Here is a 24,014-nt window from a genome sequence, read left to right as displayed (position 1 = left end):
GAGGAAACGGAACACGCCATGGCCGACCATCGCTCCAGTTCGTCGAAGCAGCCCGCCTCGGCATCGCGCGTCGTCGTGCGCCGCAAGAAAGGCGGCGACCATGACGCCCACCACGGCGGTGCATGGAAAATCGCGTACGCCGATTTCGTCACGGCGATGATGGCGTTCTTCCTGCTGATGTGGCTGCTCGGCTCCGTCTCGAAGTACGACAAACAAGGGATCGAGGACTACTTCAATACGCCGCTGTCGACGCTCCTGTCCGGCGGGAAAGACGCCCAGGCGCCGCGCCCGAGCGTCGTGCAGGGTGGCGGCCGCGACCTGTCGGACCCCGCGCCGGCCATCGACACGAAAGCGCAACCGGTGCCGGCCAGCTCGCCCGCAGCCGTCGCCGACAACGCCGATACGCAAAAACTCGAGCGCCTGAAGGCAAAGCTGACCGCGGCGATCGCGCGGAGTCCGTCGTTGCGCGCCTACCAGGACCAGATCCGGATCGCGATCACCCACGAGGGCCTGCGCATCGAGATCGTCGATTCGCTCAAGCGGCCGATGTTCGCGTCGGGCAGTTCGCAACCGGAAAGCTATGCGACCGCGATCCTCGCGCAAGTCGGCGCGGCGCTCGACGAGGTCGACAACCGCGTGTCGATTGCCGGCCATACCGATTCGACGCCCTATCCCGGCGGCCCGACCGGCTATTCGAACTGGGAGTTGTCCAGCGATCGCGCGAACGCCGCGCGGCGCGCGCTGGTCGCCGGCGGGTTGCGGGAAGCGAAGCTGCTGCAGGTGCGCGGGCTCGCGGATGTGCTGCCGCTCGACCGGAACGTGTCGGACGAGCCGACCAATCGCCGCATCAGCATCCTCGTCATGAACAATGCCGCCGAGCAGGCGTTCTTTCGCGACGGTGGCCGCACGACCGTCGGCGAGACGCCCGGCATCGTGCCCGCCGTCCGCCCGTGACGCGCGCGCGGCCGCAGCCGGCGACGGTCAACCGATGAGCGCGGCCGTTCAGGCCGTTGACGACACCCTGCCTTGCGGCACGGTGTCGTCTTTTTTTGCGTCCTCGATATATTCCGTAGAATATATCGAAACCTTGCCCACCCGGAGAAGCAGCATGGCCCGCACGTCGACGGATCGCACCCCGCCGCGCACCGCCCGGGAACAGGCGCTCGCACGCAAGATCAGCGCACTCAAGCCGCTGTCGAGCGACACCCGGGCGCGGCAGGTCACGGATGTCGTCGACGCGTTCCGGCGCCTGCGCGGCAGCATCGTGCGTTTCATCCGGATGCTCTCCGCCGCGCACACCGGCGCGATGCCGGACGAAGCGTTGTCGGCAATGGGCTTTCGTGAACTGCTGGCGACGCTCGAACGCGACGCACGCGCCGCCCGCTTCACGCGCCTGCCCGACCTCGAACGCGCGATCGGCCACGCGCGCGGCCTCGAACGCACGCGCGACGACGTGTTTTCCGATTCGTTCAGCAACGACCCGGCCGCGATGCGCGACGCGGTTGCCGCGCTCGAGCGCGTCGACGTGCTGTTCGTCGGGCTGTGCGTCGAATCCGTGATGGCGCGCCACGCGCCGGCATCGCTCCCCCTTTCGCCCGCGGCGCCGGCCGCGCTACAGCAACCCTGCCGTCCGGCGCTGTCCTGCTGACCATCCCCCGCATCGCCCGATGGTTTCCCCGGAATTGTTCCCGTTATATTCCGTGGTATATTTCGAAAATCTTTCGCGCATCCGTCTCCGGTCCGATCGTGCCGGATAGAGGTCAACATGCACGCTCCGCCCTTTCGCCTGGCCCGCACGGCGGATCTCCCGTCGTCCGGCGGCCTTCCGTCCGCGGCCACCGGCGCGCGGATCGACGCGTGCTGCGCGCCGTCCCGCGCGCAACAGGCCGAGTTGAAGCGCCGCGCGCGCCTGTCCGAACTCGATGCGAACCTGCACTGCTCGATCATCGGCACCTGCCTGACCACGCACGAACTGCGCAAGCTCGTGCCGAAGTTCACCGGCCTCGACCGGCAGCGTGCGACCGACCTCGACATCCATCACGCGGCCGTCGCGCTCGCGATCGACGGCACGGCCGGCGCCAAGGCGTTGCACAAGGCGCTCGACGAACGCCATGCGGGCGCGATACGCGCGTTCGACAACGCAAAGGACGCGGACGAACTGCTCACGCGCTGGAAGGAAGCGCTCAAGCGCGGCGACATTCCGCCCGCGTACTGGGCACTGATGACGCATCCGCGCACGACGATGGGCGTGCGCCAGGCCGCATTCGGCGACCTGCACATGCTGTCGCACCTGGTCGGCGCGGCCAATCGCGCCGATATCCGGCGGCTGGTCGCGCTGGAGGAAGAGAACGCGGCATTGCATGCGAAGCTCGAACGGCAGCAGGCACGCCTGCGCGAGATGAGCACGCAGCGCGACGCAGCACTGCAGGAACGGGACGCGCTCCACGCCCGCCACCACGCGCGGCCGCTGGCCGCCGAAAGCGCGTTGCGCGACGAAGTGCACGAACTGCGCGAGGCGCTGACCGCGCGCGACGAACGGCTTGCGCTGCACACGAGCCGCCGCGAGGCCGCCGAGGAGCGGATCGCCGCGGAACAGGCGAGCGCCCGCGCGATGCGCGCGCGGCTCGACGACCTGACGGCGATGGTAAAGACGCTGCGCGCGGAGGCGAGCGCGATCGAACAGGCGGTGCAGGCGTCGGCGGCCGACCCGGCCGACCCGGCGACGAATGCGCTGTCGATGCTGCAGGGCAGGCGCGTCGTCTACGTCGGCGGGCGGCCCGGTTCGAACCGGGCGATCCGGCGGATCGTCGAGGCGTCGGGCGGCGAAGTGACGCTGCACGACGGCGGCGTCGAGGATCGCAAGGGCCTGCTGGCCGCCGCGCTGCCGGGCGCGCAGATGGTCGTCTTCCCGGTCGACTGCATCGATCACGATTCGATGAACCTGCTCAAGCGTATCTGCGAACGCCACCACATCGCGTACTACCCGTTGCGGACCGCCAGCGTCGCGAGCTTCGTCGAATTGATCGGTCGGCTCGATGCACGGGCACGCGACGTCATCGCGCCGGATGGCGCCGCGAGCGACCCGTCACGCTTCTGCCTGCGGCACGGGTAGGCCAGCGCCGGCACAACGCCCCCGTCAGCGACGCACCATTTTCGTGAGCGCGGCGATGTCGTCCGCGCACGCCGCGTAAGCGCGCGCCTCGATCCCGCGATAAAGGCGGATGATCTCCTCGCCGACCGGCGTCAGCACGCTGCCGCCGCCGCTCTGCCCGCCATGCTCGGACACCGTCGCGGGCGATTTCAGCGAACGGTTCAGTTCGTCCATCAGCAGCCACGCGCGCCGGTACGACATTTTCAGGCTGCGCGCCGCCGCCGAAATCGAACCGTGCTCGCGCACCGCCTCGAGCAGCGCGACCTTGCCCGGGCCGAGCGCGATCGTGTCGGCCTGCTGGATACGCATCCTGAACCGCACCTCAGGCTTGGGGTGTGCCGAAGTCTTCATGTTGTCCGCCGAGTGATCGATGCGGGCAAGCATACACGATGGCCTGCACGGAAAACGCCGCGCCCGGCCCCCGGCAGGCGCGCGACGATGCCGGCGAGCCGCTTCACGCAGCGCGGCGCGGGCAGCCGGTCGGCGCCCGGGAACGGCGGCGGCGCGCCGTCGTCGGCCGACAGCGGTCCGGGTGCAAACGGCGCGCCCCATGGACGGTAGACGGCAGCCGATCCCCCTGCCCGCGGGCGCTATGCCAGCACGACGTTCCCGACGGCCTTCCTGATGCGCTTGTAGCTGTCGACCGATTCCGCCTTCTGGTCGGTCACCAGCGTGCCGATCCGAGCGGGCTCGCAGAAGCTGATCCGGCTGTTCGTGCCGAGCTTGCTGAAATCGGCCAGGATCGCCACGTCCGCCGCGTTGCTCACCATCGCGCGCGCCACCTCGGTTTCCATCCGGTCGTAGTTCGTCGCGCCGCGAACGGCATCGACGCCCACCGGCGACAGCAGCGCGAGATCGGCGCGGTAGCGGAAGATCTCGGCGACCGTGCCGTCGCCGACCGTCGCGGCCGCGCGGCTGCCGATCATCCCGCCGAGCAGGATCGTTTCGTTCCTGCCTTGCGCCGGGTCGCTCGAGCGCATCTTCAGCGCGACGTCGATCGAGTTCGTGACGATCGTGAGGCCCGACAACTTCGCCAGTTCCTCGGCCAGCAGCGTGGTGGTCGTGCCGGCGTCGATGAACAGCGTCTGCGAGCCCGTGACGAGCCGCGCGGCCGCGCGCGCGATCGCCAGCTTCGCCTTCACGTGCGTCTGCGCGCGCTCGGCGATCGGCGCTTCGTCGCCGACCTGCACCGCGCCGCCGTGCACACGCTTCAGTTCACCGAGCGCCTCGAGGTCGACGAGATCGCGGCGCACGGTTTCGCGCGACACGTTCAGGTCGGCCATGATTCGGTCGGTGGACACGCGCTGCATCTTCGATAACAGAAGCCGGATCCTCTGGTATCGCTCTTCTTGCCACATGAAATGTCCTCGGAAAAGTCTGTCAATCTTATTCGAACGGCCGTCTACCCGGCGCTTTCTTCCATTTTTTTGACGCCGACGAGGGTCTGCAGCGATTGACGGACCACCTGGAATTCGCGGCTCGTCATCTTCGAGAACACCACGTGGATGCGGTCGTCGTCGGGTGTCTCGTCGTCCTGCTCGATGATGAACTGGACGATGCGCGCCTGGTCGATGCCGGGCATCGACTGCAGCGACGTCAGTTTCACGGCGCCTCGGCTCGCGAGGATGCGCACGCCCCAGCGCTGTCGCGCGGCGAAAAAGCGCTTCTCGATCGGCTTCAGCCCGGCCAGGATCGCCAGCACGATCGCCGTCGCGGCGATCGCGGCCACGTACATGCCGCCGCCCACCGCCAGTCCGACCGCCGCGACGACCCACAGGCTCGCCGCGGTCGTCAGCCCGCGGATGATCTCGCCGCGCAACATGATCGACCCCGCGCCGAGAAAACCGATACCGGATACGACCTGCGCGGCGACCCGCGACGGGTCGAGCGACACGTTCTTCGCCTCCTGGATATCCGCGAAGCCGAACGCCGACACGATCATCACCAGCGCGGCGCCCACGGCCACCAGCATGTGCGTGCGCAACCCGGCCGCCCACGACAGGCGCTCGCGCTCGATGCCGACGATGCTGCCGAGCAAGGCCGCCAGCAACAGGCGGGAAACGATTTCCAGCTGACTGATCATTCGAACACTCCTTCCTGACGGATTCACTTGATGACGCACGGACCGCTGCGCGGCTCGCCCCGGCTTCGCCTGGCCGCCTTCGCGTTCGCCGGGTTGTATTTTTGTGCAATCTTGCGATTTTGTGCGTTCTAATATACGGTACGCAAAACGACAAAGCCAGACCCAGGTTCGTTTGTTTCATCCGATCCACACGATCAATCGTCAGACCAATCAGGTAACACGATCCGAAACACTTGCTTAGGAGACCATCATGATCAAGAAAGCATGGATGCTGGCTGCGACGCTGCTGGCGGCATTTCTAACGGCACCCGCTCATGCGTCCGAGGGCGATACCTGCAGGAAGGTGACGCTCGGCGATGTGGGCTGGAGCGACATCGCGGCCACCACCGGCGTCGCGATGATGCTCCTGGACGGGCTCGGCTACGAGGCAACCAAGACGATCGCGTCGCCGCCGATCGTGCTGGCCGGCGTGAAGAAGGCGCAGATCGATGCGTTCCTCGGCTACTGGGATCCGAGCATGACGCCGACCGTGAAGCCGTTCGTCGACGCCGGCGCCGTGCACCTGCTGCCGCAACCCAACCTGGTCGGCGCGCGCTACACGCTGGCCGTGCCGCAGTATGCGTCGGACAAGGGCCTCAGGAGCTTCGCCGACATCGCCAGATTCCGCGACCAGCTCGACGGCAAGATCTACGGGATCGGCGCCGGCAACAACGGCAATGCACTGGTCCAGCGGATGATCGACAGGAACGAATTCGGGCTCGGCGGCTTCAAGCTGGTCGAATCGAGCGAGGCCGGGATGCTCGTCCAGGTCACGCGCGCGGTGCAGGAACACCGGATGATCGTGTTCCTGGCGTGGGAGCCGCATCCGATGAACATCAACTACAAGATCGCGTATCTCGACGGCGGCGACACCGTGTTCGGTCCGAACTACGGCTCGGCGAAGGTCTACACGCTCGTCACGCCCGGCTATCTCGAACGCTGCCCGAACGTCGGCCGGCTGCTGACCAACCTGAAATTCACGACCGACGAGGAAAACCAGCTGATGGTGCCGATCATGAATCACGCCGATCCGGTCGCGGTCGCAAAGGAATGGGCGAAGAAGAACCCGGGCGTGCTGTCGAAGTGGCTCGACGGCGTCACGACCATCGACGGGAAAAACGCCAGGGACGCGATCGAGAAGCTCATCGGCGCGTAAATACGCCATACAGGGAAAGGCCCATGCACAAGAATCTCGCGCTGTTCGACCTCGATCACACGCTGCTGCCGCTCGACAGCGACCAGGCCTGGAGCCGCTTCATCACGCGGGTCGGCTGGCAGGAGGACGACGCGCACACGGCGCTGATCGACGAGCACTACGGCCACTATGCGGCCGGCACGCTCGACATGGATGCGTATCTCGCCGTGACGCTCGCGCCGCTCACGCGCTACTCGCGCGCGCAGCTCGAACGGTGGCATGCGCAGTTCATGGACGAGGTGATCCGGCCGGCGATTACACCGGAGGCACGCGCGCTGGTCGACCGGCATCGCGAGAACGGCGATCTCTGCTGCATCGTGACGGCGACCAACGTCTTCGTCACGCGGCCGATCGCGGCCGAGTTCGGGATCGAGCACCTGCTCGGCATCGAGCTCGATACCGAAGACGGCACGCCGGCCGGGCGGTTCACCGGGCGCAGCATCGGCGTGCCGAGTTTCCGGGAAGGCAAGATCGTGCGCACGGCGGCATGGCTGAAATCGCTCGGCTACCTGCCGTCCGATTTCGAACGGACCTACTTCTACAGCGATTCGATCAACGACGTGCCGCTGCTCGACTACGTCACGCATCCGGTCGCGACCAATCCCGACTCGAAGCTTTCCCAGGTCGCCGGCAAACGCGGCTGGCCTGTCATGAAGTTGTTCTGATTCGGGCGATATTCTCTGCTGTCCATTTTCATGTCTGGAGGGGAAATGAAATACGGAGCACGCAGCAACCATCCCGATCAATCAGGAATCCGATTCGAATCGGATCGAAATCAAGTCGTCCCGCCTCGCCCCGCGGAAAGCCGTATTCCGCACTGGCGCGGCGTTTTCATGATCGCGCTGCTGTGCGCGCTGGCCGCCTGCGGCGACGGCGACCCGGGCGCGGCGGGCACTGTCGCCGCCGCGCGCGCGTCGGCACCGGGTTCGGCGTCCGCGCCGGTCCTGCACTGCGCAAGCGCGTGCCATTGACCGGCCCCGGCCCTACCCGCCATCCAGGACAAGGAGCGATCATGCAAAACAAACCCACGACACGACGTCAGTTCCTCGCCGATGCGCTGAAGCTCGCCGGCGCCACCGCGGTGACGGGCATGCTGCCCGAAAGCATCCTGCGCGCACAATCGATTCCGGCCGCCACCGTCACCGGCACGATCCAGGACGTCAAGCACGTCGTCATCCTGATGCAGGAAAACCGGTCGTTCGACCACTATCTCGGCACGCTGCGCGGCGCGCGCGGCTTCGGCGATCCGCGGCCGGTCGTGATCTCCAGCGGCTACCCGGTCTGGCGCCAGCCATCGACGCTGTCCTACGTGTTCCCGTTCAACCCGTCGCCGCCCGTTTCCGGCGTCGCGAACGGCGACACGTACTACGGCGACCTCGATCACAGCTGGAGCGGCACGCACAGCGCATGGAACAACGGCCGCTACGACAACTGGGTCGCCGCGAAGACCAGCGGCACGATGTACTACTTCACGCAGAACGACATCCCGTTCTACTACGCGCTGGCCAGCGCGTTCACCGTGTGCGACGCGTACCACTGCTCGATGCTCGGCCCGACCGACCCGAACCGCCTGTATCTGTGGACCGGCTGCTGCGGCAACGTCGCCGGCTATTCGCCGTACACGACGAACACGATGACCGGCACTGGCTGGACCACGATGCCGGAACGCCTGAACACGGCCGGCGTCACGTGGAAGTTCTACCAGGACAAGGGCAACGGCCTCGATGCCGGCCACGGCTACGGCGAATACAACGGGTCGAGCAAGGATCTCTGGTGGAACGGCAACTACGGCGACAACGTCATCCTGAACTTCAAGCAGTACCAGAACCTCGGCGCGAATGATCCGCTCGCGCCGGCGCTCGACGGCACGCAGATCGACCCGACCGGCGGCGGCACGGAGTACGACACCCGTCTGTTCAGTCAACTGCGGGCCGACGTCGCGAACGGCACGCTGCCGCAGGTATCGTGGATCGCCGCGCCCTATGCGTATTGCGAGCACCCGTCGTGGGCCGCGAGCGGCGGCGAATGGTATGTCAGCAACGTGCTCAACGCGCTGACGTCGAATCCGGCGGTGTGGGCCAGCACCGTGCTGCTCGTGATGTACGACGAGAACGACGGCCTGTTCGACCACGTGCCACCGGCCGTCCCGTCGAGCGCCGCCGCCGGCACCGGCCGGTCGACGGTCTCGACGGCCGCGGAATTCGTCGCCGGCAGCGGCGCCGCATCGGACGGCGCCGCGAGCGGCGACGTCCCGATCGGGCTGGGCCCGCGCGTGCCGATGTTCGTGATCTCGCCGTGGTCGAAAGGCGGCAAGGTCAACTCGCAGGTCTTCGATCACACGTCGGTGATCCGTTTTCTGGAAGCGCGCTTCGGGCTGCAGGAGACCAACATCACGCCGTGGCGCCGCACGGTGTGCGGCGATCTCACGTCGGCGTTCGACTTCGCGAGTCCCGACCAGACGATTCCGGCGATTCCGGCGGCGGCCAGCAACATGGACCCGAACGGCTCGACGGTGCTGATTCCGCCGGCCACCACCACCGCGGTTCCGGCGCAAACGGCCGGCCGCAACACCGCGTGCCGGCTGCCGTACGAGTTCTTCGTCCAGGGCCGCGTCAACCGCTCCGGCAAGACGCTCGCGCTGACGATGACCAACACGGGTGCGGCCGGCGTGCACCTGCAGGCATGGGTCGACGGCACGAGCACGACGCCGCGGCAGTACACGATCGGCGCCGGCACCGGCGCGTGCCTCACGGATTCGCTCGCGCTGAATTCGGCGGGCGGCTACGACTATTCGATCTACGGCCCGAACGGGTTCCTGCAGACGTTCCGCGGCACCATCGGCGCAGCGGGGAACGCGGGATCGACCGGCGAAGTGTCGCTCTGCTACGACGTACAGAACGGCAACGTGCAGATCATGCTCGACAATTCGGCCGGTTCGAGCACGACGACGTTCCAGCTCGTCGACAATGCGTACGGGATGAACCGCGCGCAGTCGGTCAGCGTACCGGCCGGTGCAACGCAGGCGGTCACGTGGTACGGCGACGCCGGCTGGTATGACGCGAGCATCCGCGACGCGAACGATCCGAACTTCCTGCGCCGTATCGCCGGCTGCGTGCAGACGCAATCCGGCACGTTGCTGACGGATTCGGCGATCGGCAATACGAACGGGAAATTCGTCGCGGCGCTGGCGTCGCAGGGGTCGTCGTACGCCACGCTGCGGTTCGACTACGTCGTGCCGCCGTGGCGCCACAGCCCGAAGAACTGGGTCGGCATCTATCCGCGCGGCGCGCAACCGACCCGGGGCGGCTACAAGTCGTGGGCGTACCTGCCCAAGAGCACCGGCTCGCTGCTGTTCTCGTCGACCGCGAACAGCACGCTTGCCTCGGGCCAGTACGACGCGTGGCTGCTGTTCGACGACGGCTATACGCCGCTGGCAGGCCCCATCGCGATCAGCATCTGAGGTCGCGGCCGTTTCGTCGTCGCTTCAACGTTCCGGCCGGCGCGCGTGCATGACGCGCGCCGCGGCAAAAACGGGTGACGCAGGCCGATCCGCGTTGCGCCGGCGATGCAGGTCAGCCTCTCTTCCGGCTTTCGTGGAGCAGTGGACGACGCGATGCTTGACGGCGCCACGACCGTCAAACTGTTTGACAGAACATGTCGAGTTGTTCAAAACGGTAAACAATCATTCGGTTTCCTGTCGTCTTTCATCCGCCGACGATCGACTGCCGTCGCGATTGGGAAACACGACGCGCGGCGGTCGTCATCGCACCTGCAGCAACGCCGTGACGACGCCGAAATCCAGCATAATCAGGCGGGCACACAGCCGTGTCTGTACCGGTTTCGCATGCAGCGAATGGTGCAGATGCAGAAAACGAAGAACGGGAACGGGCGCGATTCGATGCACATCGGTGCGCCGGCGATCGCGCCACCAACGAGACCACACCCTCCGCCGAAGACAGGACACCGACATATGGACCGAGCCGAGCACATCAGCATCGAACCGGCGATCTCGCTTGCCGCCGACGAGCTGGACCAATGCGACTTCTCGTTCGACATCGCATGGGAGCTGAATGCGCCGTATCAGGATTTGCTCGACCTGCGCGCGTTGCCCGCGCGCCGCAAAAACTACGGGTTCGATCCGGCCGGCTGGGCGGATGAAGCGTCGGGCAAGACAGCGCTCTTTCGCGCGACCGCCGGCGGGCGGTTCGCCGGGTTCGTCGCGGTCGCCGAGCGCTGGAACGGCATGGCCGAAATCGCCGAGCTGGCCGTCGACCGCGAGCATCGGCGCCTCGGTATCGGGCAATTCCTGCTGGCGGCCGCGGAAGCCTGGGCGCGCCATCACGGGTTCGGCTTCATGCGGCTGGAAACGCAGGCGAACAACGTCGCGGCCTGCTCCACTTATGCGCGCGCGGGCTTTACGCTCGGCGGCCACGACCGCTTCCTGTATGCAGGCGGCGAGAACGCCGGGGAAGTCGCGCTGTTCTGGTACAAGGACCTGCGCGACGGGCAGACCGCTCGGAGCCGCACGGTCGATCCCGCATCGGTGCGGCCGGTGCGCTGACGCCCCGCCGCCCGTCACGTCATGGCCGAATTACTTCCGAGTCGCCACGATGAACAGGCGCGGGAACGGCAGCAGCACAGTGCCGTCGTCGAGTACCGGATAACCGTCCGGCCCGGCGATCGCGTCGCGATAACGCGCGAGGAACGCGCGCTGCTCGGCATCGTCGAGCGCGGCAAGGAACGGCCGCAGCGCACTGCCCTTGAACCATTCGACGACCGCGTCCGCACCGCCGCGCAGCGGGTGATAGTAGGTCGTGCGCCACACATCCACGCGCGAACACAGCGGCGACAGCAGCGCATGGTAGTAGCGCGCATCGAACCGCTCGGTACGCGCCGCCCCTTTCAGCTTGTCGGCCCACGGCCCGGCCGCGGCGACCTCGCGCATCAGCCGGTGTGCGGGCTCGTCGAGGTTGTCCGGCATCTGCACCGCGAGATGGCCGCCCGGCGCGAGCCGGCCGACGAGCATCGGGAACAGCGTGTCGTGCGCGGGCACCCACTGCAGCACCGCGTTCGACAGGATCAGGTCATAGCCGCCCGGATCGTCCCACGTGGCGACATCGGCAAGATCGAACCGCAACGCCGGCAGCCGCTTGCGCGCGGCCGCGATCATGTCCGCCGATGCGTCGATCCCGTGGATCGTCGCGTCCGGCGCGCGTGCCATCAGCGCCTCGGTCGAATTGCCGGGCCCGCAGCCGATGTCGATCGCGGTACGGATCGGCGTCTTCGGCACGGCGGCCAGCAGGTCGCGCACCGGCCGCGTGCGTTCGTCCTCGAACCGCACGTACTGGTTCGCGTATTGATCGAGTGGGGTCGTCACGATGATTCTCCTTGTGGGCGGAGGCGGCATGCGCGCCGGGATCCGGGCAGCCGCCGATCCAGCACATTCTGCGACCGTATCCGACCTTCAGTAAAATGAATTTAATATCGTTATTGATTCAAAATTCTGATGAAAATCGATACGCTCGGTGTCCAGGCTTTCGTCGCGATCGCCGACGGCGGCAGCTTCCGGCAGGCGGCCGACACGCTGCACGTCACGCAAACGGCGATCACGCAGCGGCTGCGCAAGCTCGAATCCTATCTCGGCGTCGCGCTGGTCGAGCGCACGACGCGCCGCACCACGCTGACCGAGATCGGCCGGCGCTTCCTGCCGCAAGCGCGCCGGCTGCTGAACGAGTTGTCCGACGCGCTGACCGAAATCCGCGAGACGGGCCTGAGCCAGCGCGGCGACGTCACGATCGCGTGCGTGCCGACGGTCGGCGTGCAATACCTGCCGCGCATCCTGCGCGCGTTCTCCGGGCATCGCCCGCACGATCGCGTGAAGATCCTCGACCATGCGTCGGCGTCGGTGCTGCAGGCCGTGCTGCGGCGCGAAGCCGAATTCGGCATCAGCATCGCCGGCGACCAGCATCCCGAACTTGTCAGCGTGCCGCTCACGCACGATCCCTACGTGCTCGTGTGCCGCGACGATCATCCGCTCGCGAGGCGCCGGCGCATCCGCTGGGCGGCGCTGCAGCCGCATCCGCTGATCTTCGCCGGCGAGGTGAGCGGCAATCGCGGGCTGCTCGAAGGCGCGCTGAAGACGAGCGGCGTGTCGCTGCATTCGTTCTACGAAGTGCAGCGCAGTTCGACGGCGCTCGGGCTCGTCGCGGAAGGGCTCGGTGCGGCCGTCGTGCCGAAACTCGCGATCCAGAAGAACGCGTATCCGATGATCCGCACGATCGAGCTCGTCGAGCCGTCGGTGTCGCGCACGCTCGTGCTCGTCACGCGCAAGAGCGCGCAACTGTCGCCGGCCGCGCGTGCGCTCTACGACATGATCGTCGAGCGGGCCGCGCCGGGGCGGTAACGCGCGCCATGCGGGCGTTGCCTGTGCCGGCCGGTCGTCCGCGATGTCGGCAGGCGTCAGGAAGTAGCCCGCACCGCCACGCAGCGCTCAAAGCACCTTGACCATGAACACGCGCGCCGCGCCTTCGGGCTCGCAAGGCACTTCGCCGAACGTCTCGTAGCCCTGCTTCCGGTAGAAGTCCGGTGCCTGGAACGAGATCGTGTACAGCACCGCACGCGCGCAGCCGCGCCGCTTCGCCTCCGCTTCGGCCTCGCGCAGCAGCCGGCTGCCGAATCCGCCGCCGCGCAGCGATTCGGGCAGGTAGAACAGGTCGATGAAAAAGAGGCCGAGCGACGTGCGGCCCGTCAGGCCGCCCAATATCTCGCCAGTCGCGGGATCGGTCACGTAGACGTCGAGCGCGGCCGAGTCGGCGCGCCCCGTCATCGCATGGTTGAATTCGCCGAGCTTGCGGCTGATGAAATGGCGGGCGGCCGGTTGTTCGGTATCGGTCAGTTGCAGGGTGACGTCGGCAGGGGTAGTCATCGGGCGAACGCGTGCGTGAATGAAGCCGCCGGGTGCGCAGTACCTGCGGCGGGCGTCGCATGACTATAGCGCGCCGCCACACGCTCACGCCACCGAGAACGCCGCCTTTCGGGCGGCCGTGTGGTGCCGCTCGCGCGTCCGCTGCACCATCGGCGGCCGGCGCACGTCGGGCGCATGCGGCACCGCTGCCGCCGCGCCGCGCAAACGTCAGAACGGCTTGGTCGGCAGGTACTTGCCGTCGAGCGTGATCACCGCACGCGAACCGCCTTCGGGATCGTCGACCTTCTTCACGTCGAGCCGGAAGTTGATCGCGCTGATGATGCCGTCGCCGAACTTCTCGTGGACGAGCGCCTTCAGCGTCGTGCCGTACACCTGCAGCATTTCGTAGAAACGGTAGATCGTCGGGTCGGTCGGCACGCGATCGTCGATGCTGCCGCGCAGCGGGATCGTCTGCAGCAGCAGTACCGCATCGTCGTCGAGGCCGAGCTTGTCGGCGACCACGCGCGCCGCATCGGCCGGCAGCGCATGCTGGCCGAGCAGCGCGGCGGTGACGAACGCTTCGCTCAGGCCCGTGCCTTCGGTGAGCTGGGCGAACGACAGGTTCTTGCGCGCTTTCGCGAGCACGACGGTTTCCGCAAGCGCGTGGCGGGCAGTCTGGCTGTGCTGGGACTGGATCATGGCAATTCCTCGTGGTGGGGTGGGAGCAATCCGGATTCAGGCCGCGGCGGCAAGCGTCGCGGGAGTCGCGCGGACACCGGGGTGGTCCGCGAGGGACACGAACCGGCCGGCCGCGCCGTCGTAGGCGTCGATACAGCCCGATTCGATGTCGTAGACCCAGCCGTGCAGCGCGAGACGTCCTTCTTCGAGCGCGAGCCGCACGGCGGGGTGCGTCTTCAGGTTGGCGAGTTGCGCGACGACGTTCTCGCGCACCATCGAGTCGATCCGCTCGCGTTCGCTGCGGTGCGGGCGCGCCTCGTTCACGACGCGCGCCGAATCGGCATAGCGCAGCCAGTGGCCGACGGCCGGCATGTGGTCCATGCACTGACAGGTCGCGATCGCGGTCATCGCGCCGCAATCCGAATGACCGCAGATCACGACGTCGGTCACGCGCAGCGCGGCGACCGCATATTCGACCGACGCCGACACGCCGCCCGGCTCGGGGCCGTACGACGGCACGATGTTGCCGGCGTTGCGGATCACGAACAGGTCGCCCGGTTCGCGCTGCGTGACGAGCTCCGGCACGAGCCGGCTGTCCGAGCACGAGATGAACAGCGCACGCGGGTGCTGGCTGCGCGCGAGATCGCGGAACAGCGCGGCGCGTTCCGGATACGCGTCGCGCTGGAACTTCAGGAAGCCTTCGATGATGTCCTTCATCGCGTGTTCTCCGGTGCAGGTGGAATCGATGAAGGGCAGGTTACGCCGCGCTTCCAATAACGTAAAAGACTGATTTATGATCAATCGGATAAGTACGCCTTATAGGAATCGCCATGCTGCTGCGCCATATCAACTACTTCCTGGCCGTCGCCGAGCACCGCAGCTTCACGCGCGCGGCCGCCGCGCTGCACGTGTCGCAGCCCGCGCTGTCGCAGCAGATCCGCCAGCTCGAGGAGACGCTCGGCGCGCAACTGTTCGACCGCACCGGGCGCGTCACGCGGCTGACCGATGCCGGCGACGTGTATTTCCGCTACGCACGGCAGGCGCTGCACGATCTCGCCGAAGGCCGGCGCGCGATTCACGACGTGCAGGATCTCAGCCGCGGTTCGCTGCGGATCGCGGTCACGCCGACCTTCACGAGCTATCTCGTCGGGCCGCTCGTCGAGGCGTTCCACGGCCGCTATCCGGACGTGACGCTGTCGGTGCGCGAGCTGTCGCAGGAGCGTATCGAGACGCTGCTCGTCGACGACGAGCTCGACGTCGGCATCGCATTCGAGGACGTGCAGTCGGCGGATATCGCAGTAGAGGCACTGCTGGTCGAAACACTCGCGCTCGTCGTGAGCCGTCGGCATGCACTCGCGGGAAAACGCAAGGCCGGCCAGCGCGCGCTGCACGACGCGTCGCTCGTGTTGCTCACCGCGGAATTCGCGACACGCGTGCAGATCGACCGCTATTTCCGCGAGCACGATGTGCAGCCGCGCGTGCTGATGGAGGCGAATTCGCTGGGTGCGGTGATCGAGATCGTGCGCCGCACGAACCTCGCAACGCTGCTGCCCGCGACGATCGCGACGGGGCATGACGATCTCGTCGCCGTCGCGCTCGATCCGGCCGTCCTGCGGCGCACGGCCGTGCTGCTGCAGCGCAAGGGCGCGTACCGGAGCGCGGCCGCGCGTGCGTTCGTCGAGCTGGCGCTCGCGCTGCGGGCGGGGCCGACCAACCGCACGCGGTAGCATGGCCGGCGGGCCGATCGCGTGTGACGCGTCGGGGCGGCGCTACCCGCCGGCGCCGCGACGCCGAAGTTCCGCGATTTATCCTGTAAAATCGCCGATCGAGAGAATTTGTACGATAAAACCGGCGGTCGAATCGCCCCCCCTGCTCATCGTTCTCGATTCAAGAGGGCCACGACGATGAATTCCCGAGAACTGGTTCGCGCGATCAGCGGCGGCCTGTTTCAGCAAGCACGCCTACTCAAGCTCGATACGCCGCTGGGCCAGAATGTCCTGGTGCCCCAGACCGTTCACGGCGTATCGCGGCTGGGCCGCGATTTCACGTTGACCGTCGACGCCGTCTCGACCCGTGACAATATCGAGCTGAAGAAGCTGATTGCGCAGCCCGTCACGCTGTGGATCGAACAGCAAGGCGACACCTATCTGCCGTGGCACGGCTACGTGCAGACCGCGCGCCGGCTCGGCTTCGACGGCGGAATCACCGCGTACCAGATCCGTTTCATGTCGTGGCTCGGGTTCCTCCGGTACCGCCGCGACCAGCGCATCTGGCAGGACCGCACTGCCGACGAAATCCTGACCGATGTCTTCAATCAGCATCCGCAAGCTGCAGGCATGTTCCGGTTCGCGCTCTCGGCACCGCTGCGGAACCGGTCGTTCTGCATGCAGTTTGAGCATGACTGGCATTTCGTCCATCGCCTGCTCGAGGACGAAGGCCTGTTCGGCTATTTCGAGCAGGCCGAGGACGGCTCGCACCACACGCTGGTGATCACCGATTCGCTTCGTTCGCTGCCCGCCGCCGCACCGGCCCGCGTGCCATTCCAGCGCACGGCCTCGGACGACGAAACCCAGGCGCTCGTCCAATGGTCGGGCACGCGCACCCTGCAGAGCAGTCATTACACGACGCGCACGTTCGACTACAAGTTGCCCGGCACCGCGCTCAACCCGAAGGGCACCGATGTCCCGACCCGTCCGGATCAGGGCGACCTGCCGAACCAGGCCGAGGTGTATACGTACACGGGCTCCTATACGTACGGCGCGCAAGGCGACGGCAACCGCCAGTCGACCATCCGGATGGAAGAATGGGAGTCGCGCGCAAAGCGGTTCCGCGGCATCGGCGGGATGCGCGGCATCGACGCGGGCCGGGTGTTCGAGCTGACCGACCATGCAGCCCATCCGCCGTCCGAACAGGACGGCAACCAGTTTGCCGTCGTCGAGACGGTCTGGTGGATCAAGAACAACATTCCGGCTGCGCCATCGCATTTTCCGCACGGCTTGGCCGCGCAGTTCGACGCGATGAAGGCACAGCTCGGCGACGCAGCCGGCGCGATGACCGTGCGCCACGCCGACGGCAGCGAAGGCTTCTATCTCGTCGAGATCGAGGCACAGCGCCAGACGGTGCCGTTCCGCAGCCCGTTCGAGCATCCAAAGCCCGAGATGCACCTGCAGACCGCGACCGTCGCGGGGCCGAAAGGCGAGGAAGTGCATACCGACGAGCTGAACCGGATCAAGGTCCGATTCCACTGGGATCGCCTGAACGAAGGCGACGAGCGCGCGTCGTGCTGGCTGCGCGTCGCGTCGTCGGATACGGGTGGCGGGTACGGCAGCGTGCACGTGCCGCGCATCGGCGAGGAAGTGGTCGTCGACTGGATGTCCGGCGACTGTGACCGGCCGATCGTCACCGCGCGGCTCTACAACGGCGCGACCAAACCGCAGTGGCACACGGATGGCCTGCTGTCCGGCTTCCGCTCGAAGGAATACGCCGGCAGCGGCTACAACCAGCTCGTGATGGATGACGCGACCGGGCAGAACCGCTCGCAGCTCTACAGCAGCACCGCCAACAGCCTGCTGCATGTCGGTTATCTGATCGAGCAGTCCGGCAACACGCGCGGCGCGTACGTCGGCAGCGGCTTCGACCTGAGAACCGATGCATACGGCGCCATACGCGCGAACCAGGGCCTGTACGTCACGACGCATCCGAAGTCCTTGTCGAGCCAGCCGCTCGACGTGCGCGAGGCGCAGCAACAGCTCGTCGGCGCCGAAGGCTTGCTCGAATCGCTGTCCGATGTGAGCGAAACGCACCAGGCAGACACGCTGAGCCCCGGTCGCGACGCGCTGAAGACGTTTACCGACGCGACCCAGCAGAGCCTGCCCGGCGCGGCATCGGGCGGACGCACGTCAGGTGGCGGGACCGGTAACGCGAATGCGTTCACGCAGCCCGTGATGCTGTTCGGCAGCCCGGCCGGCATCGGGCTGGCGAGCCAGCAGTCGCTGCAGATGGTGGCCGACCGGCACGTCAACATCGTCAGCGGCCAGAACACCCACATCGCGGTGGGAAAATCGCTGGTCGCGAGCGTGATCTCTTCGGTCAGTCTGTTCGTACAGAACGCCGGGATGAAGCTGTTCGCCGGCCAGGGCAAGATCGAGATCCGCGCACACAACGACGATGTCGAACTCACCGCGCAGAAGACCGTGAAGATCGTCGCCGCCACGGCGCAGATCGACGTCGCGTCGAAGCAACCGATCCTGCTGACGTCCGGCGGTGCATATATCCGCATCGGCAACGGCAACATCGAGATCCACGCACCCGGCAAGGTGGATTTCAAGGGCGGCGATCACAGCTTCTCGGGCCCTGCCAGCACTGACTACCCGATGCCGCGCTTGCCCGAAGGCGTATGTTCGGAATGCCGGCGCAGCGCCGCAAAAACGAAATCCCCATTGACGCCTCGTACATGACATCCGCCGCCTCGATGAAGCCGTTTCACGACCTGACGCGCGCGCTGCCGCTGCCGGCTCAGTGGCCGCGCACGACCGTCGCGCAACGGTATGACGATCTGCGCGACTGGCATCGCACGCGGCAAGCCGCGGAAACCCGCGCGCTGCGCCTGCTGGCGCTCGTCGACGGCGCGCTGGACGATACGATGCTCGATGCGGCACGAGCACGCGGCATCGCGTGGCAGTCGCTGTATCCGGACACGATGCTCGAAGCGTCGCGGCCCGAAATCGGCCCGTTCCTGCTCGACCTGACGGCGGACGACGACGCGTCGCGCACGACGATGTTCGACCTGCTGAATGCCGGGAGCGATTCGGATCTCGTCGTGTGGCTCGCGACCGGTCATGCATTGCCCGTGCTCGCCGCGTACCTGCATCCGCTTGCCGAGGCGACGTTGCCGGATACGCGCCAAGCGCTGCTGCGCTACTACGATCCGTCGATTCTCGAAAACCTCGTGCCGATCCTGACGCCTGCGCAACGGCGCGAACTGCTGGCAACGTTCGTCGAACTGCGTTATCGGTTCGATCCGTGGGAGAGCATCGTCGGCGAGGAAAAGGGACAGCTCCCCGCCGCCGCCGCGACGCCAATCGTGTTCACGGAGGCGCAGTACGATGCACTCGCGCACGAGGGATTTGCGGAGACGCTGTATTTCCGGTTGCGTGACGAATTTCTGCCGCCGATGTCCGCGGTGCCGAACCGCTGGGGCATTCGCTACGTGAAGGATCTGGTCGCGCGAGCGCGGAGCCGGCATGGGCTCGTGAATGAGAACGATCTCGCGTATTTCGCGCTGATCGGGATGAACGTGCATCCGGCGTTCGATGCGCATCCGGCGATCGCCGAGAAAATCGCCGCGCGCGGAGCAGCGCCTCCGCCAATGTCGTCAACGCTCGCGGATGTCGATGCGGACGTTTGGGCTGCGTTGCTCGATACGCATCCGCTCGCCGGATATGCCGGCGAGTCGCGGGATGCCGAAGCAGCAGCGGCCGACGCGTCGCCTGACGTGGGTTGAGCGACGGGAGATGAGGATGGTGCACGAATTGACGTATAGGATGCGGCGGGCCGTCGAAGCGGGCGCGGTAGCCGCTGGCGGTTTGCGGACTGCGTTGGCACATGCGGGGAGCGACGGACCGTATCGCATCATCGGGGACAACTTCACCGATCGGAGTATCTATCGTTTCAGGATCGACGGGTTTGGGGCGGGCAATCTGCGCGCGCACCGCAGGATCGACGCTCGATGGGCGGCAGTTCCAACCGATCCGCGTAACCCGAATACAACGAGCAATGCGTCGTCCGCGACGAACTGAATGACAGGAACATCGACATGCTGACTTTGCTTCGCCGCCTCATTCGCAACCCCATCGTCATCGCGGCGCTGCTGTTGAGCGGCGCATGGTGGGTGCATGCACAGACCACAAGCTACGGCCCCTATCGCGTCGTGGGTTTCAACTACACCGAGCGAGGTGTCTACAACTTCGTCGTGGACGGCTTCGGCGCAGGCAGCGTGCACGCCCGCCAATTCGGCGGGGGCGGCGGCACCGTCTGTTGCATGGAGGTGCCGCGCAACAAGAAGAACTGGCACCTCAAGATCACGTACGACCTGACCCCGGAGGAGGACGCCAAGAACCTGTCGCCGGAAATCTACGAGACGGATGTCGCCGTTCCGAAGCTACCGAACAAGCGCGACGGCTATATCGAGTTCCATTTCCTGCCTGAGCGCAGGATCGAAGCGCAGTGGGTCGAATATCCGACGATGCCGCGCATGCGCGCCACCAACTAGTCCAGCGGGGGGAAACATGTCGGACGAAACCATCGCCGCACAAGGCGCCTCAAAAAGCCAGTCCGAATCGGCATCGGCTGCATCGCGGGCCACACGCGCCGCGAGCGTCAGCGCGCAACTTCCGGCCGAGCCGCCCAGCCCGTGTTTTCGTTGCAATCAGGAAATTTATCAGAGCTTCTTCTTCGACGGTTTCGCACAGAGCCTGGCCGACACTGATCGTTTGTCGAATATCGCGCGTCTCTTCAACGCGCACGCTGACAGCAGCGATGAGTTCGGCATCTACAAAATGTATTACGAAGGCATGGGCCGGGACTTGTCGGGGCAAACGGTCGGTGCGATCAAGAAAGTCCTGACCGATTCCGAAGCCGCCTTGCTCAAGGAAGCCGACGCCAAAGTGATCAAGGATCCTGGCAAGAAGATCGCCGCCGACATCGCCCAGCGGTTTCGCGACTCGCCTGCCGACAAAGGATTGTTGTCACGAGGCACATCGTCGGTCCTCGACGGGCTGGAGCATGCGGGAGAGACCGCGAGAAATCAAATCAAGGAATCAGTGACGCCGGGAAAAGTGGCTGGTGCCCTGCTACCCGCCGCCACGACCATCGCGGCAGACTCCATTCCAGTTGTCCGGGACAGTGAATTCGCTGCAGGTTATATGGGTACGGGATTTGATGCACGGGTGAACAAGGCTATTGCGGATTTCAAGAATAACGTCGCACACGCCACCTCAGCCGATCCGCGCGAAATCAAGCGCATTCGTGTGGCGATTTTCGGATATGACCGCGGCGGCGTCATCGGCCGGAAATTCGCAAACGAATTGATTGGAAAGACCTGCAAGCAAAAGGACGGCAAGATCACTTACGCCGGCATCGAGGTCCAGTTCGATTTCATGGGGCTGTTCGATTGCGTATCGACGTCCTATGCGGATTCGATCTTCACGAAAGTCGTCGCGCCTGTACTTGGCGTCGTCCCCGGCGAAGGCAAGGCCGCCAGCATCAGCATCAAGGGGCTGAGTTTCTTCCTCGCCCTGTCCAAGCAGTCGCTCGGGCAATTCGACATCCAGAAGGAATTCAAATCGATTGTCCATCACGTCGCCGCAACGGAGCTGCGCTTCTACAAGAACCTGGATTCACCGCGAAAATCGCCGGACCACGCGAACCTGCTGGAGATCGTCTATCCAGGCAGTCAGTCGGACGTCGGAGGTGGCTTCCTGGACGGCGAGGATCAAAAATCCTCCGAGCTGGCACGTGTCTCCGCAAGAAACATGCTCGATCGTGCATGGTCCGCGGGTGTGCCGCTGCTGCCGCTTGCCAAGCTGCGCACGATATCCCCATTGGCGGCACGCGAATTCGAGTATCGCAAGACTGTCAATGTCAACGGCAAGGATCTCAACGTCAACGATCTGTTCGGTGCGTACACCGCGATGCTGCCGAAAACAAACGGTCCGCTCGAGAAACACTTCCTCGAACATCAGAAGCTGTTCGTGTCGTGGGCACGCTCTGTTCACGATCGCACGGGCCACTCCAGCAGCGGCAGCAATCTTTTCATCAACACCATCGATGCCGACGTCTACAACGCTATCTTCACGAGTGGCGGCGGCTTGCCGGACTACGAAGGTCGGGACTGGTACTACAAGGGCCAGGATCCGAATTCCAAGGTTCCGCAGTCGACCTTCGGCGAACGCCGGACGGTCGACGACATCTCGGACAAAACGGTGCGCGCACTGGCCACCGCATGGGTACATCCGCCAAAGCTGACGCCGGAAGTGATCGCGTTCTTCGACAACTTCGTGCATAACACGATTACGCGGCTCAACAACGTGTCGCTTGGCGACGGCGTATTCATGCAACTTCGCGAAATCGAAGAGAAGGGCTGGATGGCGCGCCAGACCGACGCCGCCAAAGACTACATCAAGAAAGTCCTCGGCAACATCTCCAAGAACATCAAGGACGCCCAGAACGAATACGTCCGGCAAGTCACGTCCGGCCAGATTCCTCACGGCGCTTCGATCGGCGATCTCTCCGGCGACTGAGCGGCTCAGGCCGCACCAACCGCCAAATCCGCCCGGCGCATAGGCAGCCGGAGGGCTCATACGCTCAACCCCGCGTCAGTTGTACCCGAGAATCGCCACCGCCGCGACCTCCGGCCGGTCGAGCGTATTCCCGACGAGCGACGTCATCGGTTCCTGCAGCACGGCCTGATACGACGTCACGCGCGCCGCTTCCGGCACACCGGCATCGTCCGATGCCGGCTCGTCGAACGCTGCATCGAAACCGCTGTAAAACCCCGCTTGATTCTGCGAAAAAGTCATCTCCACTCCTTTCCTTGATTGTGTTCTTGATCAACTAACCGACGCGCTTCAACGCCGTCACCTGCACGGGCGCACCGTCATGCGCGGCTTCCGACCGCGCAAGCTGCGCACGTGTGCGCCGCGTGATGTGGATCACCGCGAACACGACCGGTGCGATCAGCAGGCCTTCCGCCAGCTCCGGATCGACCGGCAGGTTCATCACGTGCAGCGCCTTGAACGCCGCCGTCGCGAGCGACAGCACGTAGTACGAAATAGCCGCCACCGACAGACCTTCGACCGCATGCTGCAGATGAAGCTGGTTGCGCGCGGTGCGCTCCATCCCGGCCAGCAGGCGCGTCACGTCCTTTTCCTGCGCGAGGTTCACGCGCGTGCGCAGCAGGTCGACCGCGCGGGCGATCCGCGCGGCGATCTGCTCGTGGCGCGCCCATACGCTGCGGCACGTTTCCATCGCCGGCGCGAAGCGCCGCTCCATGAATTCGGCGATCGTCGGCATCCCTTCGATCCGCTCTTCGCGCAGTTCCTGAATGCGCGCCAGCACGAGCTTTTCGTACGCGCGCGACGCACTGAAGCGTGCGCCGGCCCCCGCCAGCGACTCGACCCGCACCGCGAGATGCGTGAGCTTGACGAGCAGCGCCGTGTCGTCGCCGTCGGCGCCGCTCGCGTCCATCCGCTGCATCAACGCATGCAGCGCCGCGTGGATCTCGTCGAGCTCGCGGCTCATCCGGCGCGCGACAGGCAACGCGAGCAAGGCCATCATCCGGTACGTTTCGATTTCATACAGGCGCTGCAGCAGGCGGCCGCCCTGCTCCTCGCGGAAATCCTCGTCGATGACGAGAAAACGCATGAAACCGTCGTCGCGCACGTGCCAGTCGCAGAACACCTTGCCGCCGCCGAGCACGTTGCTGCCGACGAGCGCGGGCCCGTCGATCCAGCGCCGCAGGTCGCCGCACACGCGTCGCGCGGCGTCGCCCGACAGCAGCTCCATCCTCACCGCGACGAAACGGATGCCGGCCAGCCGCGCGAACCACGCGGCCGGAATGCCTTCGATCGCGAGATCGTCAAAGTAGCCGGTGTCACGACGCGGCGCGACGAACGTGAAAGTCGAGAATTCGGTGTGACGCTCCCACTTCAGGTGCCAGCCGCACGGCGACTGCACCGCGTGGTGCGTCGCGCCTTCGTGCGGCGCGGCAATGCCGGTGTCGCGGCACAGCGCGTGCAGCAGCGTTTCGTGGATATCGGGCTGGCCGTCCGCGTAGATCGCGTAGTGCGTGAGCGACACGGCTTCGGCGAGCCGCAGAAACGGCCTGGCATGCAATTCGGCGGCCAGCGCGGCGCGCAACGGATGGTCGATCATCGATACACCACGCTTCCTCGTTCAGTGCTGC

General features: G+C 66.0%; 23 protein-coding genes. 14 read left to right on the top strand and 9 right to left on the bottom strand.

What is annotated here, in order from left to right; genetic code table 11:
* Positions 1–18: 18 nt before the first annotated feature.
* From motB to AC1VVG_RS21580, 3 genes are all read left to right on the top strand, one after another.
* Positions 19–954, top strand: coding sequence for a flagellar motor protein MotB (motB, locus tag AC1VVG_RS21590; RefSeq protein WP_034188509.1), 936 nt, complete (start codon positions 19–21; stop codon positions 952–954).
* A 154-nt stretch (positions 955–1,108) separates the two neighbouring features.
* The gene (locus tag AC1VVG_RS21585; protein WP_482836200.1) at positions 1,109–1,648 is read left to right on the top strand and encodes a hypothetical protein; all 540 of its coding nucleotides are present in this window, start codon (positions 1,109–1,111) and stop codon (positions 1,646–1,648) included.
* 117 nt (positions 1,649–1,765) lie between these two features.
* Complete coding sequence (locus AC1VVG_RS21580) at positions 1,766–3,112, top strand: DUF2325 domain-containing protein (RefSeq protein WP_482836198.1); 1,347 nt, start codon at positions 1,766–1,768, stop codon at positions 3,110–3,112.
* A gap of 24 nt (positions 3,113–3,136) precedes the next feature.
* On the opposite strand, the gene AC1VVG_RS21575 is transcribed toward AC1VVG_RS21580, so the two are convergent.
* The 3 genes from AC1VVG_RS21575 to AC1VVG_RS21565 form a co-directional block, all read right to left on the bottom strand.
* Entirely contained in the window at positions 3,137–3,460 is a 324-nt protein-coding gene (locus AC1VVG_RS21575; RefSeq protein WP_034188511.1) for a winged helix-turn-helix domain-containing protein, read from the bottom strand.
* A gap of 281 nt (positions 3,461–3,741) precedes the next feature.
* Complete coding sequence (locus AC1VVG_RS21570; RefSeq protein ID WP_034188512.1) at positions 3,742–4,509, bottom strand: DeoR/GlpR family DNA-binding transcription regulator; 768 nt, start codon at positions 4,507–4,509, stop codon at positions 3,742–3,744.
* Between the two features lie 44 nt (positions 4,510–4,553).
* A complete protein-coding gene (locus tag AC1VVG_RS21565; RefSeq protein WP_034188513.1) occupies positions 4,554–5,234 on the bottom strand; it encodes an MgtC/SapB family protein in 681 nt (226 codons plus the stop codon).
* A gap of 250 nt (positions 5,235–5,484) precedes the next feature.
* Here AC1VVG_RS21565 and AC1VVG_RS21560 point away from each other — a divergent pair, with 250 nt between their 5' ends.
* From AC1VVG_RS21560 to AC1VVG_RS21540, 5 genes are all read left to right on the top strand, one after another.
* Entirely contained in the window at positions 5,485–6,429 is a 945-nt protein-coding gene (locus AC1VVG_RS21560) for a choline ABC transporter substrate-binding protein (protein WP_034188514.1), read from the top strand.
* Positions 6,430–6,452: 23 nt separating this feature from the next.
* Positions 6,453–7,133, top strand: a complete 681-nt coding sequence (locus AC1VVG_RS21555; protein WP_482836196.1) for an HAD family hydrolase — start codon at positions 6,453–6,455, stop codon at positions 7,131–7,133.
* Positions 7,134–7,301: 168 nt separating this feature from the next.
* Positions 7,302–7,439, top strand: coding sequence for a hypothetical protein (locus AC1VVG_RS21550; RefSeq protein ID WP_226103870.1), 138 nt, complete (start codon positions 7,302–7,304; stop codon positions 7,437–7,439).
* A gap of 41 nt (positions 7,440–7,480) precedes the next feature.
* Positions 7,481–9,928, top strand: a complete 2,448-nt coding sequence (locus AC1VVG_RS21545; RefSeq protein WP_482836194.1) for a phosphocholine-specific phospholipase C — start codon at positions 7,481–7,483, stop codon at positions 9,926–9,928.
* A gap of 510 nt (positions 9,929–10,438) precedes the next feature.
* Entirely contained in the window at positions 10,439–11,029 is a 591-nt protein-coding gene (locus AC1VVG_RS21540; protein WP_124670154.1) for a GNAT family N-acetyltransferase, read from the top strand.
* A 30-nt stretch (positions 11,030–11,059) separates the two neighbouring features.
* On the opposite strand, the gene tam is transcribed toward AC1VVG_RS21540, so the two are convergent.
* A complete protein-coding gene (gene tam, locus AC1VVG_RS21535) occupies positions 11,060–11,845 on the bottom strand; it encodes a trans-aconitate 2-methyltransferase (RefSeq protein WP_175027056.1) in 786 nt (261 codons plus the stop codon).
* Between the two features lie 129 nt (positions 11,846–11,974).
* Between tam and AC1VVG_RS21530 the strand changes: the two genes are divergently transcribed.
* Entirely contained in the window at positions 11,975–12,871 is an 897-nt protein-coding gene (locus AC1VVG_RS21530; RefSeq protein ID WP_034188520.1) for a LysR family transcriptional regulator, read from the top strand.
* Positions 12,872–12,958: 87 nt separating this feature from the next.
* Here AC1VVG_RS21530 and AC1VVG_RS21525 read toward each other — a convergent pair whose 3' ends face one another.
* From AC1VVG_RS21525 to AC1VVG_RS21515, 3 genes are all read right to left on the bottom strand, one after another.
* A complete protein-coding gene (locus AC1VVG_RS21525) occupies positions 12,959–13,393 on the bottom strand; it encodes a GNAT family N-acetyltransferase (RefSeq protein WP_034188521.1) in 435 nt (144 codons plus the stop codon).
* Positions 13,394–13,600: 207 nt separating this feature from the next.
* Positions 13,601–14,071, bottom strand: coding sequence for a cyanase (cynS, locus tag AC1VVG_RS21520; protein WP_047901820.1), 471 nt, complete (start codon positions 14,069–14,071; stop codon positions 13,601–13,603).
* Between the two features lie 36 nt (positions 14,072–14,107).
* Positions 14,108–14,767: a carbonic anhydrase gene (locus AC1VVG_RS21515; RefSeq protein ID WP_034188523.1), complete on the bottom strand. Its 660-nt coding sequence runs from the start codon at positions 14,765–14,767 to the stop codon at positions 14,108–14,110.
* A 113-nt stretch (positions 14,768–14,880) separates the two neighbouring features.
* Here AC1VVG_RS21515 and cynR point away from each other — a divergent pair, with 113 nt between their 5' ends.
* The 5 genes from cynR to AC1VVG_RS21490 all read left to right on the top strand — a co-directional run bounded on the left by cynR (position 14,881) and on the right by AC1VVG_RS21490 (position 22,350).
* Positions 14,881–15,777 carry a transcriptional regulator CynR gene (gene cynR / locus AC1VVG_RS21510; RefSeq protein ID WP_482836192.1) on the top strand — a complete coding sequence of 299 codons (897 nt, stop codon included), beginning with the start codon at positions 14,881–14,883 and terminating at the stop codon, positions 15,775–15,777.
* A 177-nt stretch (positions 15,778–15,954) separates the two neighbouring features.
* Positions 15,955–18,507, top strand: a complete 2,553-nt coding sequence (locus tag AC1VVG_RS21505) for a type VI secretion system Vgr family protein (protein WP_482836190.1) — start codon at positions 15,955–15,957, stop codon at positions 18,505–18,507.
* A complete protein-coding gene (locus tag AC1VVG_RS21500; RefSeq protein ID WP_482836189.1) occupies positions 18,504–19,553 on the top strand; it encodes a DUF4123 domain-containing protein in 1,050 nt (349 codons plus the stop codon). Before AC1VVG_RS21505 ends, AC1VVG_RS21500 begins: the two co-directional genes overlap by 4 nt.
* A gap of 312 nt (positions 19,554–19,865) precedes the next feature.
* Entirely contained in the window at positions 19,866–20,321 is a 456-nt protein-coding gene (locus AC1VVG_RS21495) for a DUF3304 domain-containing protein (protein WP_049033634.1), read from the top strand.
* A gap of 16 nt (positions 20,322–20,337) precedes the next feature.
* Complete coding sequence (locus AC1VVG_RS21490; protein WP_049033635.1) at positions 20,338–22,350, top strand: DUF2235 domain-containing protein; 2,013 nt, start codon at positions 20,338–20,340, stop codon at positions 22,348–22,350.
* Positions 22,351–22,425: 75 nt separating this feature from the next.
* Here AC1VVG_RS21490 and AC1VVG_RS21485 read toward each other — a convergent pair whose 3' ends face one another.
* Positions 22,426–22,629, bottom strand: coding sequence for a hypothetical protein (locus AC1VVG_RS21485; protein ID WP_124670156.1), 204 nt, complete (start codon positions 22,627–22,629; stop codon positions 22,426–22,428).
* Between the two features lie 34 nt (positions 22,630–22,663).
* On the bottom strand, positions 22,664–23,983 hold the full coding sequence (locus AC1VVG_RS21480) for a DUF3422 family protein (protein ID WP_034188526.1): 1,320 nt from the start codon (positions 23,981–23,983) through the stop codon (positions 22,664–22,666).
* Between the last annotated feature and the right edge of the window lie 31 nt (positions 23,984–24,014).

The organism is Burkholderia sp. L-4 (assembly GCF_056856535.1).
This window is presented reverse-complemented; position numbering and strand designations above follow the sequence as displayed.